At 62.3% G+C, this 17,419-nt stretch carries 17 protein-coding genes; 8 read left to right on the plus strand and 9 right to left on the minus strand.

Annotation, left to right across the window (positions count from 1 at the left end; all coding sequences use genetic code 11):
* Positions 1–193 precede the first annotated feature (193 nt).
* The 4 genes from ACP7E3_RS15010 (at position 194) to hemN (ending at position 4,832) form a co-directional block, all read left to right on the plus strand.
* On the plus strand, positions 194–1,510 hold the full coding sequence (locus ACP7E3_RS15010; RefSeq protein ID WP_108526473.1) for an OprD family porin: 1,317 nt from the start codon (positions 194–196) through the stop codon (positions 1,508–1,510).
* A gap of 95 nt (positions 1,511–1,605) precedes the next feature.
* Entirely contained in the window at positions 1,606–2,049 is a 444-nt protein-coding gene (locus tag ACP7E3_RS15015) for a CopD family copper resistance protein (protein ID WP_046383785.1), read from the plus strand.
* 90 nt (positions 2,050–2,139) lie between these two features.
* Positions 2,140–3,450 (plus strand): coproporphyrinogen III oxidase, encoded by a 1,311-nt coding sequence (locus ACP7E3_RS15020; protein ID WP_046488404.1) that lies wholly within the window; start codon positions 2,140–2,142, stop codon positions 3,448–3,450.
* Positions 3,447–4,832, plus strand: coding sequence for an oxygen-independent coproporphyrinogen III oxidase (hemN, locus tag ACP7E3_RS15025; protein ID WP_046383783.1), 1,386 nt, complete (start codon positions 3,447–3,449; stop codon positions 4,830–4,832). The genes ACP7E3_RS15020 and hemN overlap by 4 nt, the downstream gene beginning before the upstream one ends.
* Before the next feature lie 95 nt (positions 4,833–4,927).
* Here hemN and ACP7E3_RS15030 read toward each other — a convergent pair whose 3' ends face one another.
* The gene (locus ACP7E3_RS15030; protein ID WP_104903392.1) at positions 4,928–5,620 is read right to left on the minus strand and encodes an NUDIX hydrolase; all 693 of its coding nucleotides are present in this window, start codon (positions 5,618–5,620) and stop codon (positions 4,928–4,930) included.
* A 145-nt stretch (positions 5,621–5,765) separates the two neighbouring features.
* Between ACP7E3_RS15030 and ACP7E3_RS15035 the strand changes: the two genes are divergently transcribed.
* Genes ACP7E3_RS15035 through nadE form a run of 3 tightly spaced genes read left to right on the plus strand, consistent with a single transcriptional unit; the run spans position 5,766 to position 8,459 of the window.
* Entirely contained in the window at positions 5,766–6,413 is a 648-nt protein-coding gene (locus ACP7E3_RS15035; protein ID WP_426123552.1) for a nicotinamidase, read from the plus strand.
* An 11-nt stretch (positions 6,414–6,424) separates the two neighbouring features.
* Positions 6,425–7,642: a nicotinate phosphoribosyltransferase gene (gene pncB, locus ACP7E3_RS15040; protein ID WP_426123554.1), complete on the plus strand. Its 1,218-nt coding sequence runs from the start codon at positions 6,425–6,427 to the stop codon at positions 7,640–7,642.
* A gap of 1 nt (position 7,643) precedes the next feature.
* The gene (nadE, locus tag ACP7E3_RS15045) at positions 7,644–8,459 is read left to right on the plus strand and encodes an ammonia-dependent NAD(+) synthetase (RefSeq protein WP_079443606.1); all 816 of its coding nucleotides are present in this window, start codon (positions 7,644–7,646) and stop codon (positions 8,457–8,459) included.
* Positions 8,460–8,482: 23 nt separating this feature from the next.
* On the opposite strand, the gene ACP7E3_RS15050 is transcribed toward nadE, so the two are convergent.
* Genes ACP7E3_RS15050 through ACP7E3_RS15080 form a run of 7 tightly spaced genes read right to left on the minus strand, consistent with a single transcriptional unit; the run spans position 8,483 to position 14,922 of the window.
* Positions 8,483–9,514 (minus strand): ABC transporter substrate-binding protein, encoded by a 1,032-nt coding sequence (locus ACP7E3_RS15050; protein WP_177029936.1) that lies wholly within the window; start codon positions 9,512–9,514, stop codon positions 8,483–8,485.
* Positions 9,515–9,528: 14 nt separating this feature from the next.
* Positions 9,529–10,626 (minus strand): NAD(P)/FAD-dependent oxidoreductase, encoded by a 1,098-nt coding sequence (locus ACP7E3_RS15055; protein WP_046383767.1) that lies wholly within the window; start codon positions 10,624–10,626, stop codon positions 9,529–9,531.
* Positions 10,623–11,966, minus strand: coding sequence for an FAD-dependent oxidoreductase (locus tag ACP7E3_RS15060; protein ID WP_426123557.1), 1,344 nt, complete (start codon positions 11,964–11,966; stop codon positions 10,623–10,625). Before ACP7E3_RS15060 ends, ACP7E3_RS15055 begins: the two co-directional genes overlap by 4 nt.
* Positions 11,963–12,253: a (2Fe-2S)-binding protein gene (locus ACP7E3_RS15065; protein ID WP_046383765.1), complete on the minus strand. Its 291-nt coding sequence runs from the start codon at positions 12,251–12,253 to the stop codon at positions 11,963–11,965. The genes ACP7E3_RS15060 and ACP7E3_RS15065 overlap by 4 nt, the downstream gene beginning before the upstream one ends.
* Positions 12,253–13,047, minus strand: a complete 795-nt coding sequence (locus tag ACP7E3_RS15070; RefSeq protein WP_057004791.1) for an ABC transporter permease — start codon at positions 13,045–13,047, stop codon at positions 12,253–12,255. Before ACP7E3_RS15070 ends, ACP7E3_RS15065 begins: the two co-directional genes overlap by 1 nt.
* Positions 13,048–13,051: 4 nt before the next feature.
* On the minus strand, positions 13,052–13,897 hold the full coding sequence (locus ACP7E3_RS15075) for an ABC transporter permease (RefSeq protein WP_046383763.1): 846 nt from the start codon (positions 13,895–13,897) through the stop codon (positions 13,052–13,054).
* Positions 13,894–14,922, minus strand: a complete 1,029-nt coding sequence (locus ACP7E3_RS15080; RefSeq protein WP_426123560.1) for an ABC transporter ATP-binding protein — start codon at positions 14,920–14,922, stop codon at positions 13,894–13,896. Before ACP7E3_RS15080 ends, ACP7E3_RS15075 begins: the two co-directional genes overlap by 4 nt.
* A gap of 242 nt (positions 14,923–15,164) precedes the next feature.
* Between ACP7E3_RS15080 and ACP7E3_RS15085 the strand changes: the two genes are divergently transcribed.
* Positions 15,165–15,995 (plus strand): IclR family transcriptional regulator, encoded by an 831-nt coding sequence (locus ACP7E3_RS15085; RefSeq protein WP_046383761.1) that lies wholly within the window; start codon positions 15,165–15,167, stop codon positions 15,993–15,995.
* A 418-nt stretch (positions 15,996–16,413) separates the two neighbouring features.
* On the opposite strand, the gene ACP7E3_RS15090 is transcribed toward ACP7E3_RS15085, so the two are convergent.
* The gene (locus ACP7E3_RS15090) at positions 16,414–17,292 is read right to left on the minus strand and encodes a GGDEF domain-containing protein (protein ID WP_046383760.1); all 879 of its coding nucleotides are present in this window, start codon (positions 17,290–17,292) and stop codon (positions 16,414–16,416) included.
* Between the last annotated feature and the right edge of the window lie 127 nt (positions 17,293–17,419).

The raw sequence follows: 17,419 nt of genomic DNA on the forward strand, positions 1-17,419 counted from the left end.
TGCACGCCCCGGCGAGGCTCGCGGGCTCCGGCGATTGTTACAAAAAGTGAAAAACTGAATGACGGTTTTAGCGACTATTTCCCGGCCGCCCAACGCTATACCGTGCGCGCACCCGTTAGATGCAGCACCACCCGACTGACAAAGAACAGGGTTGGGCTGTGACGGGTCGCCTCAATTACTTTCAGGAGCCTTCATGAACCACAAGACTTGCATGGCGCTCGCCGTCTCCCTGGGCGCCGCGCAGCAGGTGGCTGCGTCGGGTTTTATCGACGACAGCAAAGCCACCCTCGACCTGCGCAATTTCTACTACAACCAGGACACCCGTAACGCCAAAGCCCCTACGGATAAGGAGTGGGGCCAGGCGTTCATGTTCAACTACCAGTCCGGTTTCACCGAGGGACTGGTCGGTTTTGGTCTGGACCTGCAAGCCATGTACGGCCTGCGCCTGGACGCCTCGGGGCGCGCGGGCAAGGCTGGTGAAGACAACACCCCCGGCAGTGTTTTCCCGTTGTCCGATGGCAAGGCCGCCAACGACTTCAGCAAGACCGGCGCCACCGGCAAGATGCGTATCTCCCAGACCCAGCTCAAAGCCGGCACGCTGATGCCCAAGCTGCCCGTGCTGACGACTGAAGACGGCCGGCTGTTGCCGCAGACGTTCCGTGGCTATCAAGTGGACTCCAAGGACCTGCAGGGCTTCAACCTGATCGCCGGTAAAATCGAGCAGGTACTGGACCGTAACTCCAGTAACGGCCAGGGCATGTCCATTGCCGGTGCGAATGATCCGGTCAAGGGCAAGTCCAGCAACCAGTTCTACTACGGTGGGGTGGATTACGCCGTCAGCAAGCAACTGCAACTGCAGTACTACTACGCCAACCTGGAGAACTTTTACCAGCAGCACTTCTTGGGCCTGATCCACAACTGGCAGTTGCCGGTGGGGCAGTTCAAGACTGACCTGCGCTATTTCTACAGCACCGCCGACGGCAAGAACGCCAGCGCCGCCGGGCGTGGCGAAGGCTATGTCAGCTCGGGGTATTACGGCGCGGGCGTCAACGCCGGCAAGGTCGACAACCGTCTGTGGAGTGCGCTGTTCACCTACGGCCTGTACGGGCATTCGCTGAGCCTCGGTTATCAGAAGACCACCGGTGAAAGTGACTTTCCGCATATCAACCAGGGGCAGGGTCGTTCGCTGTACCTGATCACCAACTCCCAGTCGCTGAAGTTCGTCAATGCCGGGGAACAGGCCACGGTAGGCAGCTACGCCTACGACTTCAGCAGCCTTGGCCTTCCGGGCCTGCGCTCGAGCGTGACCTACATCCGCGGCAGCCACATCCAGACGGCAGGTCGCGACAACAGCGAGTGGGAGCGCGACCTGCGTGTCGATTACGTGATCCCCTCGGGCACGTTCAAGGGCCTGGGCCTGACCTGGCGCGGTGCGGTGTGGCGCGGTAACGACTCGGCCGACAAGGACGAGACGCGACTGATCGTCAGCTACAGCATCCCACTGCTGTAAGCCGCACTCTCGCAACGCTTGATCGGTATCAAGGCCTCGCGTTGCGCCAGGCCGCACACTGAAGTCCCAACGGCCGGTCCCCTTGAGAGGCCACCATGCTTTACCCCGTGTTTTTAGTGGCCCACCTGTTCGCCGCGCTGATCTTCATCGGCACGGTGTTTTTCGAGGTGCTGATCCTGGGGCACCTGCACCGGCAATTGCCGGCGCGGGTGATGGTGTTGGTGGAGCAGGGCGTCGGCCAGCGTGCCCGGGTATTGATGCCGTGGGTGTTGCTGGTACTGTTCGGCGCCGGCCTGGGCATGGTCTGGCTGCGTTACCTGCCGGTGCTGGCTGCGCCGTCGGCCTCGGCTTTCGGCACCTTGCTGACCCTCAAGCTGATCCTGGCGGCCAGCGTGCTCTTGCATTTTCTGCTGACCATGGCGCGCATGCGCTGGGGCTCGGTGAGTGCGCGTTATGTCCGCTGGGTGCATCTGAGCCTGTTCGCGCACATGGTCGCCATTGTGCTGCTGGCCAAGGGCATGTTTTACCTGAACTGGTAGACGGGCGGGGCAGCGACCTTGATGCACATCAAGGCGTGTGGCCCAAGCGCACCGGACAATGCACCACCGCCGCCCGAACCGGAGTCCGTCATGCGTACCCTTCTTCATCCCGCTCGCTTTCGTCACGATCAAGGCGTGTTGGACTTGGCTTGCCAAACGGACACCCGTCGCTTCCATGCCGGTGTCGGCTCCCTTGACCTGTTGCGCGCCTTGCGCAACAGCCGCCAGTGCCAGCGGCCCCTGGCATTGAACCTGCACTGGCCGGCGGGCGACGTTGGCGCTGAGTATTTGCACAGCCTCACCCAGGAAATCCAACTGATCGGCTGCCAACTCGGCGGCCGCCAGCCGGTCGATCACTTTCACCTGCGCGGCACCACACCGGCGTTCGCCCAGGTGCAGCAGTTGATGGCGCAGTTGCACGAGCGCTTCAATTTTCTCGACCACGACCGGGGTGACTACTGCGTCGACCTCGACCCCGGGCACACGGACTGGGCCACCATGGGCCTGCTGCGCGAACAAGGCTTCAACCATGCAAGCATCGGCGTGCCGGACGCCAACCGCGAGGGGCCGCTGTGCCAGGCGCGGTATCAGGACCCGGCGCCGATCGAATCGCTGGTGGATGCGGCCCGCACCTTCGGGTTTCGCTCGGTGAACATCGACCTCGGCTACGGCCATGCCTGGCAGACCCCGGCCAGTATCGAGCTGAAACTGGCCAGCCTGATCGCCCTGGAGCCGGATCGCTTGCAGGTATTCGATTACGCCCATGCGCCTGTGCGCTATCAATCCCAACAACCCCAGGCGTTCAGCAGCGAGGCGGATAAGAGCGCGATGCGCCGTATTTGCTTCCAGCTCCTGGCCGCGGCGGGCTATCACTACATCGGCCTGGGGCAGTTCGCCCGTGCCGACGACGACCTCAAGCAAGCCCAGGAACGCGGGCGCCTGAGCCGTAACTGCGAAGGCTTCACCCTGCACGGTTACTGCGACCACATCGGTTTCGGCGTGGGCGCCATCAGCCAGATCGACACGTTGTGCGCGCAGAACACGGCCGATGCCCGCGAGTACCGTGAGCAATTGGGCAATGGTCAGCTCGCCACATGCCGGGGCTGGTTCCGCGAAACCTCTGACCCGGTGCGCCTGCACGTGGCCGAACGCCTGGCTTGTGACCTGGAGCTGGATGTGCAGGCGGTGGAACGGCGCTACGGCCTGGTGTTCGCACGCTATTTCGCCTACCTCTGGCCGTTGCTGGAAGCGCTGCACCGCGACGGTCTGATCGAGCTGTCCCCGACGTTCATCTGGTTGCTGCCCGCCGGCCTGCCGCAGGTGGACGGTATTTGCGCATTGTTTGAACGTGCCGTGCTCGCCACCCCGGTCAGCGCCAACGACGAGGTGATCGACACATGAGTGCTTTTGAATTCGACCGTGCCCTGGTCCACAAATACGACCGACCGGGGCCACGCTATACCTCGTACCCGACCGCGCCGCAGTTCAACAGCGCCTTTGCCCTGGATGACTATCACCAGGCGGTCCGCGCCAGCCATGAGGTGGCCGCGCCCAAGGCGTTGTCGGTGTACATCCACATCCCGTTTTGCCAGAGCCTTTGCTATTACTGCGGTTGCCACAAGATCATCACCCGCAAGACCCATCGGGCCGTGGAGTACCTGGCGTATCTCAAGCGTGAGATCCAGATGCAGGCGGCGCTGTTCGAGCGTTCCCGGCGCCTGACCCAGTTGCACCTGGGCGGCGGTACGCCGACCTATCTGGACGACGCGCAATTGGCCGAGCTGATGGCCTGCCTGGCCGAACACTTCACCCTGGATGACAGCGACGCCCATGAGTTCTCCATCGAGGTCGACCCGCGCACCATCAGCGTTGAGCGGATCAACACGTTGCGCGGCCTGGGCTTCAATCGCCTGAGCTTCGGCGTGCAGGACTTCGACCCCGACGTGCAGGCGGCGGTCAATCGCGTGCAAAGCGAAGCGCAGATCCTGCAACTGGTGGCCGCGGCGCGTGAGGCGCGCTTCAAGTCGGTGAGCGTCGACTTGATCTATGGCCTGCCGCTGCAAACCGTGGACAGCTTCGACGTGACCTTGAGCAAGCTGATCGCCCTGCGCCCTGATCGGGTGGCGGCCTACAGCTACGCGCACCTGCCGAGCCAGATCCGTGCCCAGCGCATGATCCGCCCCGAAGACATGCCGCCGCCGGCGCGCAAGCTGGAACTGCTGGAACTGACCATCCGCCGCCTGACCGAGGCCGGTTACGTCTACATCGGCATGGACCACTTCGCCTTGCCCGACGACGAGCTGGCGCTGGCCCGTGCCAACGGCACCTTGCAGCGCAACTTCCAGGGCTATTCGACCCATGCCGACTGCGACCTGATCGGCCTCGGCGTGTCGGCCATCGGCAAAGTCGGTGACAGCTACAGCCAGAGCGTCAAGGAACTGTCCCAGTACTACGCCCGACTCGACGCGGGGATGCTGCCGGTGCAGCGCGGCTATCGGCTCAACCCGGATGACGTACTGCGCCGCGAGGTGATCAATGGCCTGATGTGTGATGGTCGAGTCGACTTCCCACAGATCGAGGCCACCCATGGCGTGCGCTTCAACGACTATTTCGCCGAGGCACTGCTGCAATTGGACGAGCAGGTGGCGGACGGGTTATTGCTGATCCAGGCCGATGCGCTGCAACTGTTGCCCAAGGGCCAACTGATGGTGCGCAGCGTGGCGATGGCCTTTGACGCCTACCTGGGCGGCGCGCACAAAGGCCAGTTTTCCCGCACGGTTTAAGCGAAGAGGCCTGTATCCGCTGTGGGAGCTGTTGATCGCCATGTCCGCCCGCAGCGCGGTCCCACATTTGATCGTGGTTGTTTTTGAATACTGGGCTAGTCGGCAAAACTGCGATCGAAGAAATAAATCTTCCCAGGCTTCAAGTTCTCCATCGTCGCCTGGGGCCTGCCGCCTTCGCCTTGTTTCTTGCGCCCCGTTTCCCGCAAATACCCCTGCTCAGTCAGCTTCAGCAAACGCTGGCGAATGCTGGTCTTCAACACCGGCCGCGCGAGCACCAGTGAGAAGATCGCCGTCGCTTCCGGCGCGCTGAATTCCTGGCCCAGGAACATCAGCGGCAAGCTGCTGTACAGCGACTTGGACAGTAACCGCTCCTGCACGGCGGCCACGATGGTGTTGTGATCGAACGGCAACTTGATGCGGCCGTCGGCTACCGCATCCAGCGAAAACCAGCCTTGATGCTCGCCCAGCGTCACCTCATCCGCGATGATCGCCAGGTAGAAAGTGGACGACGACCAGCAACGCGGGTCGCGGAACGCGTCGCCCACCGTACCCACTTGCTCGCTCCACACCAGGTCGAGGCCGACTTTATCACTCGCGCGCAGGCGCTCCACGGCATCCGTGAGGCTCAGGTCCTGCACGTCGCCATTCACCACCACACCCGGCAGGGCCCAATGCCCGGCGAAGGGTTCGGCGTCGCGCTTGTTCAGCAGCAGCTTCAGTTCTCCTGCCGCGCGGCAGTAGAACAGCACGCACAGGTCGACGGTGTGGAGGTAGGCGCTAAGTGGCATGTGCAGTCCTTCTAAACAGCGGGGGGCACAGTCTAACGGATCGAACAAATATGTCATGTACTGACTAAAGCCTAGATAAACAAATCTTTCTTGCAATGAAAGTACATGACGTGTACTTTTGTTTTCAGGCCACAGGAGACCCGCCATGACCCTCTCGAAACATGCCATCGCTTCATTCGACGTCGACGCCCAGAAGAGCTTTACGCCGCTGTTCCCCAACGAATTGCCAGTGGCCGAAGGGGACCTCATCGGTGCCGAACTCAACTACATGGCCAGCCTCGCGGGCTACCGCGTCGGCAGCAAGGACGCCCACACTCCGCATGCGCCGTGGGTGGTCAAGCAACACAGCGAGATGCTGCAACCCACCGGCCTGGCTCACGCCGATGTCACCTGGGTCAGCCACTGCGTGCCGGGCACCGAGGGCTTCACCCTGCTCGACGAACTGCCCACCCCGTATGACTACGATTACTTCATCTGGAAAGGTGTCGAACCCGACCTGCACCCTTACGGCGCCTGCTACCACGACCTGCACGACAAGCTGTCCACGGGCGTGATCGAGTACCTCAAGGCCCAGGGCGTAAGCCGCGTGATTGTCGGCGGCCTGGCCCTCGACTACTGCGTCAAGACCACCGCGTTGCAACTGCTCAAGGCCGGCCTGGAAGTGGTGCTGCACCTGCCGGCGTGCCGCGGTATTACGCAGGAGGGCGGCGTACAGGCCGTCAACGAGTTGCTCAAGGCCGGTGCCGGCATCAGCCGCACCCGCGAAGAACTGGCCGCGATGGCCACGCGTTAAGGAGATACGCCATGGAAAGTGCCTACGACTACGAAACCCCGGTGATCCAGGGTTTGCTCGACACCGACTACTACACCTTCACCATGATGCAGGCTGTGTTGCACCAGCATCCGAATGTCGACGTCGAGTACAACTTCATCGTCCGTTCCAAGGAAAAACTGGGCCACTTGATCCCGCAACTGCGCGATGAACTGGAAAAACTCGCCGGCCTGCAGATGCGCGAAGGCGAGCTGCGCTTTCTGTTCAACCCACGCTTTCGCGAATACCTCACGCCGGATTACGAGCGCTTCCTCGGCCTGTTCCGCTTCAACCTGCGCTATATCCACGTCAGCGAAGTCGACGGCCAACTGAACATCCGCGTCGTCGGCCCGATGTTGCACTGCATCATGTTCGAACAGCCGGTATTGGCGCTGGTCAGCGAGCTGCGCAACCGTGACAAATACCCCGATGTGAGCCTGGAGGACGTCACCCGCAAGCTCTACCAGAAATTCGACTGGCTGGAGAAAAAACTCAGCCGCGACGAACTTGCCGACCTGCGCGTCTCCGACTTTTCCACGCGCCGGCGCCTGTCGTTCAAGGCCCAGCGCGAAGTGGTGGACATCATGCGCCGCGACTTCCCCGGCCAGTTCGTCGGCACCAGCAACGCGCACCTGGCCTACGCGTTCGACCTGCCGCTGATCGGCACCATGGCCCACCAATGGTTGATGGTGCACCAGCAACTGGGCCGCCTGCGCGAAAGCCAGAACGCCGCCCTGGAAAACTGGGTACGTGAATACCGCGGCCGCCTGGGTATCGCCCTGACCGACTGCATCAGCACTGACTTCTTCCTGAAGGACTTCGACCTGTACTTCGCCAAGCTCTACGACGGCCTGCGCCAGGACTCCGGCGACCCTATCGTCTGGGCCGATAAAGTCCTGGCCCGCTACAAGCAACTGGGTATCGACCCGATGACCAAGGACCTGATGTTCTCTGACGGCCTGAACTTCGAGAAATGCCTGCCGATCCTGCGCCACGTGCGCGGCAAGGCCAGGTTCGGCTTCGGCATGGGCACCAGCCTGGCCTGCGATGTGGAAGGCGTCGAGCCGCTGAGCATCGTGATGAAGCTGGTGCGGGTACACGGTGAGCCGGTGGTGAAATTCTCGGATGACCCGATCAAGAATGTCTGCGAAGACGCTTCGTTTTTGCGGTACGCAACGCAAGTATTCAACGTCGGCAGCGTGGAGGTGTGACATGCAAACCCAGGACCGTATTGCCCTGGAACTGAATATCAACCGCTCGTTGGTCAAGGGGGGAGCGCCCCGGGAAATCCAACGGCGTATCGACTTCATCAAAACCACCCTGCGCCATTCCGGTTGCAAGGCTCTGGTGCTGGGCATCAGCGGCGGCGTCGATTCGCTGACGGCCGGGCGCCTCTGCCAACTGGCGGTAGAGCAACTGCGCAGCGAAGACTACGCCGCAGGCTTTATCGCCCTGCGCTTGCCCTACAAAACCCAGGCCGACGAAAGCGACGCCCAGGCCTCCCTGGCCTTCATCACCCCCGACCACATCGACACCCTCAACATCGCCGCCAGCGTCGACGGCCTGATGGCCTGCCTCACCGCCACCGAAGCCAGCGCCGCCCAGGTCGACTTCATCAAAGGCAACGTCAAGGCCCGCACCCGCATGATCGCGCAGTACGCGATGGCCAACCTGCACAACGGCCTGGTGGTCGGCACCGACCACGGCGCCGAAGCATTGATGGGGTTTTTCACCAAGTTCGGGGACGGCGCGTGCGACCTGGCCCCGTTGTCGGGCCTGACCAAGACCCAGGTGCGCCTGCTGGCTGATGCCCTCGGTGCCCCGGCGAATCTTGTGCACAAACAACCTACCGCCGACCTCGAAGAGCTGGCACCGGGCAAGCTGGATGAGCAGGCATACGGCTGCACTTATGAAGAGATCGACGCCTACCTGATGGGTGAGCCGGTGGGCGAACGGGTGCGAACGATTGTGGAGCAAGCCTATCTGAAGACCGCCCACAAACGCGCGCTACCCATCGCACCTCGGTAGGCGCCGAGCAGGCGGATGAAACGCTACCGCTCAATCGACCGACTCCACCGCGCATTCCACTCTGGCCGCGCCTGGTTCACCTGGTCCCAATCAATCGAAATCGCCGTCTGCAAATAACCCTGCATCGCCTCCACTCGGGCGCGGGTCTTGTCGCTGGTGGGCGTGGTCGGGTTTGACGGGATCTGATCACCTTCCTCCAGCGCCGGCGCCTGGGCTTCGGCGGTCAGCAGGAAGGCCGCGAGTTTCTGCGCCAGTTCCGGTTGGTCGTTGCGTGCGATCACGCATTCGGCCACGTTCAGCACCACGGCGCCTTCCTTGGGTTGCGCGTATTCCATCGGCACGCCGAGCAGTTTCTGGGTGGCGACCTGGGTCGGGGTGAGGGGGAAGATCGCCGCTTCGTCGGTTTGCACCATCTCGGAGATTTTCGCGGAGCTGGCGATGTACTCCAGCACGTTGGGGCCGACGGTTTTGGGCCAGGCCTTGAAGCCCGGTTCCACGTTGGTCTCGGAGCCACCCTGGAGGCGGTTGAACATCAGGAAGCCGTGCAGGCCGAAGGTCGATGAGGCCAAGGACTGGAACACCACTTTGTCCTTGAAGCGCGGGTCGGCCAGGTCCATCCATGAGGTCGGTGCAGCCCAGCCTTTCTCTTTGAACAGCCTGGCGTTGTAGCCCAGGCCGGTGACGCCGAGGGTCACAGCCACGGCTTGGTCCTTGATTTTCGCCTTGGCCGGGATCTGCTCCAGGGTCGGGCTCGGCGCCAGTTTGTCGCACAGGCCCATGGAGATGGCGCGGTACATGATGCCGTCGTCGAGGAACATCACATGCATCTGCGGGTGGTCTTTGTTGGCCTGGACCTTGGCGAGGATGTCCGACGACGTGCCGGGCACGATCACCACCTTGACGTTATTGGCCTTTTCGAACGCGGGCAGCACCTTGTCGGCATACACCCGTTCCATGGTGCCGCCGTTCATGCCCAGGTACAGCGTCGGGGCCGCATGGGCGGTGGAGGCGAGCAGAGCGAGGGACAAGCAGGACAGCGCAATACGAGTATTCATGGATGTTTTTCCTCTCAGGCTTGGAAACGACGGATGGAAAACGCTTCGATGGGTTGCCGGCTGGCCCCTGTGCAGACGATCTCTGCCAGGGCTTCACCGACCGCCGGGCCCAGCTGGAACCCGGCGCCGGCAAAGCCGAAACCGTGGAGCAGGCCAGGCTGGGTGCTGCTGGGGCCGATCACCGGTTCATGATCGGGTAGGTAACCTTCGGTGCCGCTCCAGGTGCGAATCGCCTGGGCACCCTTGAGAAACGGGTACAGCTCGCCGGCATGGCGCAGAATCTCCAGCACCGCCGCTTGCCCGGGCCGCGCCTGCCGGGGGCCAAGCGCAAAACCGCGACCGCCGCCGAGGATGCAATTGCCCCGGGCCACCTGGCGCGCATAAATCCCGCCGCCTTCGACGCCGGTGCTGACGTTCATCACCACGGGCAGCGGCTCGGTGACCAGCATGGCCGGGTGCGCAGACGTCATGGGGACCGGCTCGCCGAATTGCGCGGCGACGGTCCCTGCCCAGGCGCCGGCGCAATTGAGCAGCCATGGCGCCTGCAGATGCAGGCCGTTGGCGCAATCCACCTGGAACTGGCGGCTGTCATGTTCGATGCGGATCACCTCGGCCTGCTCGTAGACACACGCGCCAAGGCGTTGCGCGGCACGGGCGAAGGCGGGGGATACCAGGCGCGGGTTGGCATGGCCATCTTCGGGGCATAACGACGCACCCACTGCGATATCCCCGACCCACGGAAAACGTGCGCGCAGTTCGGCGTAATCGAGCAACTGCAAGCCCAGGTCAAAGCCCTGCGTGTGTTCGGCATACGCCTGCAACGCGGCAAAATCCCCATGACTGCGCGCCAGTTTCAAATGCCCGGAGCGCACGTATTCGCCATCGATACCGATCAAGCCGGGCAGGTCGGCCCACAACTGATGGGCGCGCTGCGACAACGGCAGCTGATGCAACGGCCGTCCCTGGCGCCGCACGCCGCCATAGTTCACGCCACTGGAGTGCGAGCCGCAGAAGTCCCGTTCCACCAAGGCCACACGCTGACCTTTGTGCGCCAGCATCAAGGCCGCCGACGCACCGACAATCCCGCCGCCGAGGACGATGACGTCGATCATGGCTGCACCTCCACGCCAAACGGCAGCGGCTTGATCGGGGCCTGGCCGCGCAAACGCCCGACGTCTTCTATTCCGCGACCGCTGCGCTCGGCGACGATTTCAGCCGCCGCCAGCCCGCACATGCGCCCCTGGCAGCGGCCCATGCCCACCCGGCAATGGGCCTTGACCCGATTGATTTCCCAATGACCTTCGTCCACCACGGTGCGGATATCGCCAACCCGGACTTCTTCACAGCGACACAGCATCAAGTCGTCCGGCGCCTGCGCGGCCCAGTCTGCCGGGAAGGGAAACGCAGTCTCCAGGCCCTGGCGAAAGCGCTGGATGCGCGCCAATTGCCGCTCAAGCAGGGCCGGGCGCTGATGATCGATCGCGACGCCTGCATCTTCCAGCACCGCCAACGCCGCCCGCTCACCGGCCATCTGCGCGGCATCGGCACCCATGATCCCGGCACCGTCGCCCGCCAGGTACACACCGTCGACGCTGCTGCGCCCGGCACCGTCCCGTTGCGGCAACCACGCACGGTTCAAGGCATTCCAGGCAAATTCACAACCGAGCAGGTCTGCCAACTGCGTTTCGCTGCGCAGCGCATGGGCGAAGGCCACAGCGTCGCAGGCCAGGGTGTGCTTGCGCCAACGTATGCCGCTGACCCGTTGTTCACCGTCGATCTGCTGCAGCGTCACGCCCTGATGCACGGGAACGCCATGGGCCGTGAGCCAGGCGCGGTAATACAAGCCCTTGGCCAAGGTCGCCGGTTGTCCGAGCAGCGCCGGCAAGGCGCGGCATTGGGCGCTGAACGGCGCGCTGTCGAGCACGGCGACCACATTGGCGCCGGCCTTGGCGTATTGATACGCCACCAGATACAGCAACGGCCCGCTGCCACAAAACGCCACGCGTTCGCCGATGGCGCAACCTTGGTACTTCAAAGCGATTTGCGCCGCACCCAGGCTGTAGACACCGGGCAAGGTCCAGCCCGGCACCGGCAGGATACGGTCGGTGGCGCCGGTGGCGACGATGATCCGCGAATACTCGACACTGGCTGCGTGACCGTTGTTCAACAGGTCCAGGCGCCGATCCTCGGCATTCCACACCAGGGTTTCGGGCCGGTAGTCGATCAGCGGCGCCAGTTCATCCAGGGTGCGATGCACGGCCTCGGCCTTACCCGCCTCGAATCCGTATATTTGCCTGGCGGTGCGTTGGAAGCCTGGGGGTTGGCGGCGATAGATTTGCCCGCCGCCGCGCAGGCTTTCGTCCACCAGGCAAGGCGTTACGCCGTGGTCGAACAGGGTGCGCGCGGCACTGATTCCTGCCGGGCCTGCGCCCACGATCACCACCGGCTTCATAACTGGCGCCCCGGGTCGCGGCTGATCGCCTGGCCTTCTTCCAGCAGGGTCGAACAGGCGCGCACGCGTTGTCCGTCCGCCAGGCGCACCCAGCAGTCCTGGCAGGCGCCCATCAAGCAAAACCCGGCGCGGCGTTCGGCACTGAAATCGCTGCCGCGCAGGTGCTCGGCGCAGGTCAGTACCGCCGTCAGCAGGGTGTCGCCGAGCAAGCCTGTGGCCGGTTGCCCGTCGAGGGTAAACGCCAGGGCAGGGCGTGCGGTTTCGGTCAATCGTTTGAACAAGGCCATCAGTGTTTTCCCACCAGCACGCGATCCAGGCCGTAGACCCGGTCGAGCACAATCATGGCCGCCGCCGTGAGGGCAATCACCAGCGCCGACACTGCCGCCATCATCGGGTCGATGGATTCGGTGGCGTACACGTACATACGCACCGGCAAGGTTTGCGTGGCCGGCGAGCTGACGAAGATCGATAAGGTCACTTCGTCGAAACTGTTGATGAAAGCCAGCAACCAGCCGCCGGCCACGCCGGGCAGGATCATCGGCAACGTCACCAGGCGAAACAGCGTGAAGCGTCCGGCACCGAGCGATTCGGCCGCCTGCTCGGCACTGCGATCGATCCCGATCGCTGCTGCCAATACCAGGCGCAGCACATAGGGCGTGATGATCACCACGTGCGCCAGCATCAGCCAGGTGAAGCTGCCGTTGACGCCCATCAAGGCGAACAACCGCAGCATCGCCACCCCCAACACCAGGTGCGGGATGATGATCGGCGACAGGAACAACGCACTGAAGAAGTTACGTCCCGGGAACTGATACCGGCTGATTGCAAGCGCCGCCGGCACTGCAATCAGCGTCGCCAGGGTTGCAGCGGTAAATGCCAGGATCAGGCTGTTGTAGAACGCCTGGATAAAGTCGGCACGCTCGAACACCGCGCGAAACCAGCGCAGGGAGAAGCCCGACGTGGGCAGGCTCAAGGTATTTTCCGGGGTGAAGGCCACCAGGCACACCACCACCAGCGGCGCCATCATGAACATCACCACCAGGCCGTGGAAGCCAAGGGCCAAAGGACCGTTTCTGGACATGCGCTTAAACCCCCAGGGATTTTTTGTAGCGGCCTTCGACCATGCGGTTCCAGCTCAGCATGATCAGCAGATTGACCAACAGCAGGACCACCGCGATGGTCGCGCCCATGGGCCAGTTGAGTTCCGAGAGGTACTGGTCGTACACCACGGTGGCGACCATTTTCAGGCGCCGCCCACCGAGCAGGCCGGGGATCGCAAAGGAGCTGGCGGCCAGGCCGAACACGATCAGGGTGCCGGACAGCACGCCCGGCATTACCTGGGGCAACACGATCTTGCGCATCACCGTGGCCTGGCTCGCGCCCAGCGACAAAGCCGCCTGTTCCGCCGAGGGGTCGAGCTTTTGCAGGGAGGTCCACACTGGAATGATCATGAACGGCAGCATCACGTGTACCAGCGCAATGATCACCGCGAACGGCGTGTACAACAGCTTCACCGGGCGCCCGCCCAATGCCTGGATCACCTGGTTGACCAGCCCGTCGGCGCCGAGCAGCAGGCTCCAGCCGAACGCTCGCACCACCACCGAAATCAACAACGGCGTGAGGATCAGGATCAGGAAGATCGAGCGCCACGGCGTACCCATGCGGCTGAGGATGTAGGCTTCGGGCACGCCAATCACCACGCAGAGCAGCGTCACTAGCGCGCTGATCCAGAAGGTGCGCCAGAAGATTTCGTAGAAGTACGCGTCGCTGAACAACGCCAGGTAATGAGCCAAGGTCCACTCATCGGCCTTCACCCCCACTTGGTAGTCGAACACGTTGAACGACAGCACCAGGGTCAGGCCCAGCGGCAGAATCAGCAGCCCGGCGAACAGCAGCAACGCCGGCAGCGAGAGTAGATAGCCGCGACTCATGGGTGCACCTCATCCGCCGTCAGCACCCGCAGCAACTCGGCTTGCCAGTCCAGGCCGACTGCCGCGCCGCAACTCAGCGGTGCGCTGCCGTCGTTGCTGCGCACCACGGTGATTTCGCCCAGCGCGGTATGGATTCGGTACAGCCACTGGCTGCCGAAGAAATAGCGGTCGAGCACCTGGCCTTGCAGGCGACCTTCGCTTGCGCCCACCAGCTGGATTTTTTCCGGGCGCAGGCTCAAGACCAGTTCGCCGTCACCCGCGGCGTGGCGCACCTGCGGGATGCCGCGTGCGTCGTAATCGCCGGCCAGCAGGTTAGCCTTGCCGACGAAGTCCGAGATAAAGCGCGTCCGCGGGTGTTCATACAGCTTGTAGGGCACGTCGATCTGCGTCACGCGCCCGGCCTGCATCACCACCACACGGTCGCTGATGGACAGCGCCTCGGCCTGGTCATGAGTGACCATCAGGGTGGTGATGCCCACCGCGTGCTGGATGCGGCGGATTTCAAACTGCATCTCTTCGCGCAGGTTCGCGTCGAGGTTGGACAGCGGCTCATCCAGCAACAATACCGGCGGCTCAATCACCAGCGCGCGCGCCAGGGCCACGCGTTGGCGCTGGCCGCCGGACAATTCCCGGGGGTAACGGTCGGCGTGGGGGGCCAGGCGCACCAGCTCCAGCACGGTCTTGACCTTGGCGGCGATCTCGGCGGCCGGCACTTTGCGCATCTTCAGGCCGAAGGCGATGTTGTCGCGCACGGTCATGTGCGGGAACAGCGCATAGCTTTGGAACACCACGCCCAGGCCACGGCTGGCGGGCTTGGCGCGGGTGATGTCGCGACCGTCGAGCAGGATCTGCCCAGCGCTCACGTCGACGAAGCCGGCGATCATTTGCAGGGTGGTGGTCTTGCCGCAGCCCGAGGGGCCGAGCAGGGAAACGAACTCGCCTTTTTCCACCGCAAGGTCAGTGGCGACCACCGCGTCGACGGCGCCGTAGCGTTTGCTCAAGGCGTTGAGTTGGAGAAATGCCATGTCTGCGTTCCACCTTTTTTGAGTCGCGTCGAAACGCGCTTTTTTGTTTTGGGCAGATGCGAAAAGGGTGTTGCGGGTGCGTTGGCGCTCGATCTTGAGTCGGCTGCCGGTTGTTGTTCATTTCGCCCCTGTGGACGCAGATTAGGACGAAGACTAGGATGGGCGAAAGATAGAATTTCACTGAATGGAGTGTTTTTTTCAGTTTTATTCACTGACAAGAATTATTGATGAGATAACACGCTATGAATTCTACTGAGCGGAATGAAAATACCAAGGAAGTGGGTGCGGGCGGCGTGTCTCGCTTGTTCGCATTGCTGCGTACCTTGGGCGGCGTGCCCGACGGCGGCGAACGCGTGACTCAGCTCGCACAACAGGTCGGCCTGTCCCAACCCACCACCCACCGCCTGCTGCGCAGCCTGATGGATGAAGGTATGGTCGAGCAGGACGCGCGCAGCAAACGCTATCGCCTGAGCCTGGAGTTCTTCGCTCTGGCGGCGAACGCGGGCAAGACCGGCAACCTGCGCGACCTGGTAAGGCCGAGCATGCTGCGCCTCAGTGCGTCCCTGGGGGATTCATTGTTTTTGCTGGCGCGCAGCGGCTTTGATGCGATCTGCCTGGACCGCAGCGAAGGCCCGTACCCGATTCGTACTTTCACGGGTGATATCGGCGGGCGCGTGGCATTGGGCGTGGGGCAGGGTAGCCTGGCGATCCTGGCCTTTTTACCGGAGGAAGAGCGCGAGACGGTGATCCGCTACAACTTGCCAAGGCTCAAGGATTTTCACCTGTATGACGAGGTGCTGTTGCGTTCGGAAGTGGAGAACGTGCGCAATCTGGGTTATGCGGCGCGCAATACCGGTGTGCTGGAAGGCATGGCGGGATTGGCGGTGCCGATCCTGAACCGGGACGGCCATGCGGTGGCAGCATTGAGCGTGGCGACCATCAGCGACCGATTGGGGCCGAGTCGCTTGCCGATGGTGGTGGAGTTGCTCAAGCGCGAAGCGGCGGCGATCGGGCCCCGGATCAATCCGTTTGATCCGACACTGCGCCGGCCCTCACAGACCTTTGGTGGGTAAGTCATCCAGATACCGAGACCTGCAGCGCGCCAGCTCCAGAGCGTAGCGTCCAAGCCCCTTGACGCACATCCGTTTTCGGCAGCAAGAATCGGAGTGCGGGTACATTTCGAACACCCTTACGGTGAGACTCCAGACTTAGAGGCGTCCACCATGGCTTCCGTATAACTGGCCTTTTCCCCTTAACTACTGCAACAACTTTTTTACGGCGGCGGGCTTATTTGTTTAGCGGTGTGGTTCGTTCTCAGCAAGAGCCAACCGAAGCAAGAACCCGCACCTGCCTCGGATTGATCCAACCACTCAACTGCCCTCGACGATTTCTCATCTGATGGGCGGGTGACCACGTAAGTGAATACCGTGTCTTGGTTTTGCGCCGTCCGCTGGATGACTTGGCCGGGCGGACGCACTTCTTGAGTTTGATTTATGTACCGGGCTCTTTATTGTCTAAAAAACGATGCCTTTTCATCCGGTACATTTCATTATCCGAGTAGGTGAGCAGTGTGTCGGCATCCTTGCCGTCCTCGGGATAATAGGCAACGCCGATACTGCACGACGGCATCTTGAGTGCGCCGAATTCAGGCGGTAGTGGCGCAGCCATGACGTTGTGAATCTGTTCTAACTTCTTGGAAATGGCGTCTCTCGACTGGATATCGGTCAACAGCACCGTAAATTCATCGCCGCCCATCCGGGCCACGGTATCCGTCTCACGTATGCAGCTTTCTAGACGTCGGGCAATCATGCAAAGAATACGATCCCCCGCGGCGTGGCCATGGACGTCATTGATACTCTTGAAGTCATTGATATCCAGAAACAGCAAAGCCAACTGACTATTGTGACGGTGCGCGACGTGCAGGGCAGATTTCAGTCGATCACTGAAAATCGAGCGGTTGGTTAGTTTTGTCAGCGGATCATGATGCGCGAGGAAACGTAACTCCTCCTCGGCCTGAGTCAAAGCCGTCACGTTGCGTGCGACTCCAATCCTTGCACCAACCTCTTCCGACCAGAATGCCGCCCACAGGATGTACACGACGCCTCCATCCTTACGGATGTAACGGTTGCGGAAATCGAAGTGGAATTGACCATTCATGACGCGGGCAATCGAGTCCCGTGTGCTAGCCAGGTCTTCAGGATGCATATAGCGGGTGATAGGGGTGCCGTTCAGCTCGTCAGGACGGTAACCCAGCAGGGCCTCACAGGCATCACTCACAAAAACAATGTGGTCGTCTCTATCAACCACAAACACTGTATCCAACATCAGATGGATCAGTTTGGGGTAGAGCGCTTGTAGGTCAACGGCCATAAGTCATGGGGCATATCCGATTCATAGAGCGCGATCATAGCCTGATCGATAAGGCCTGCGGCGAGTAATCTTACCGGCAAGTATGGGAGCACGTATGCCAGGCGAATACGACCTCATGCCACTCTTG

Source organism: Pseudomonas sp. PSPC2-3 (assembly GCF_049898265.1).
GTDB classification, from domain to species: domain Bacteria; phylum Pseudomonadota; class Gammaproteobacteria; order Pseudomonadales; family Pseudomonadaceae; genus Aquipseudomonas; species Aquipseudomonas veronii.

What these genes read in the sequence shown, in the direction of transcription:
- ACP7E3_RS15055 (WP_046383767.1), bottom strand. Translation starts at nt 10,626, where the DNA reads ATGATCGACGTCATCGTCCTCGGCGGCGGGATTGTCGGTGCGTCGGCG.
- ACP7E3_RS15020 (WP_046488404.1), top strand. Translation starts at nt 2,140, where the DNA reads ATGCGTACCCTTCTTCATCCCGCTCGCTTTCGTCACGATCAAGGCGTG.
- ACP7E3_RS15010 (WP_108526473.1), top strand. Translation starts at nt 194, where the DNA reads ATGAACCACAAGACTTGCATGGCGCTCGCCGTCTCCCTGGGCGCCGCG.
- ACP7E3_RS15080 (WP_426123560.1), bottom strand. Translation starts at nt 14,922, where the DNA reads ATGGCATTTCTCCAACTCAACGCCTTGAGCAAACGCTACGGCGCCGTC.
- hemN (WP_046383783.1), top strand. Translation starts at nt 3,447, where the DNA reads ATGAGTGCTTTTGAATTCGACCGTGCCCTGGTCCACAAATACGACCGA.
- ACP7E3_RS15090 (WP_046383760.1), bottom strand. Translation starts at nt 17,292, where the DNA reads ATGGCCGTTGACCTACAAGCGCTCTACCCCAAACTGATCCATCTGATG.
- ACP7E3_RS15030 (WP_104903392.1), bottom strand. Translation starts at nt 5,620, where the DNA reads ATGCCACTTAGCGCCTACCTCCACACCGTCGACCTGTGCGTGCTGTTC.
- ACP7E3_RS15015 (WP_046383785.1), top strand. Translation starts at nt 1,606, where the DNA reads ATGCTTTACCCCGTGTTTTTAGTGGCCCACCTGTTCGCCGCGCTGATC.
- ACP7E3_RS15065 (WP_046383765.1), bottom strand. Translation starts at nt 12,253, where the DNA reads ATGGCCTTGTTCAAACGATTGACCGAAACCGCACGCCCTGCCCTGGCG.
- ACP7E3_RS15035 (WP_426123552.1), top strand. Translation starts at nt 5,766, where the DNA reads ATGACCCTCTCGAAACATGCCATCGCTTCATTCGACGTCGACGCCCAG.
- pncB (WP_426123554.1), top strand. Translation starts at nt 6,425, where the DNA reads ATGGAAAGTGCCTACGACTACGAAACCCCGGTGATCCAGGGTTTGCTC.
- ACP7E3_RS15070 (WP_057004791.1), bottom strand. Translation starts at nt 13,047, where the DNA reads ATGTCCAGAAACGGTCCTTTGGCCCTTGGCTTCCACGGCCTGGTGGTG.
- ACP7E3_RS15060 (WP_426123557.1), bottom strand. Translation starts at nt 11,966, where the DNA reads ATGAAGCCGGTGGTGATCGTGGGCGCAGGCCCGGCAGGAATCAGTGCC.
- ACP7E3_RS15050 (WP_177029936.1), bottom strand. Translation starts at nt 9,514, where the DNA reads ATGAATACTCGTATTGCGCTGTCCTGCTTGTCCCTCGCTCTGCTCGCC.
- nadE (WP_079443606.1), top strand. Translation starts at nt 7,644, where the DNA reads ATGCAAACCCAGGACCGTATTGCCCTGGAACTGAATATCAACCGCTCG.
- ACP7E3_RS15075 (WP_046383763.1), bottom strand. Translation starts at nt 13,897, where the DNA reads ATGAGTCGCGGCTATCTACTCTCGCTGCCGGCGTTGCTGCTGTTCGCC.
- ACP7E3_RS15085 (WP_046383761.1), top strand. Translation starts at nt 15,165, where the DNA reads ATGAATTCTACTGAGCGGAATGAAAATACCAAGGAAGTGGGTGCGGGC.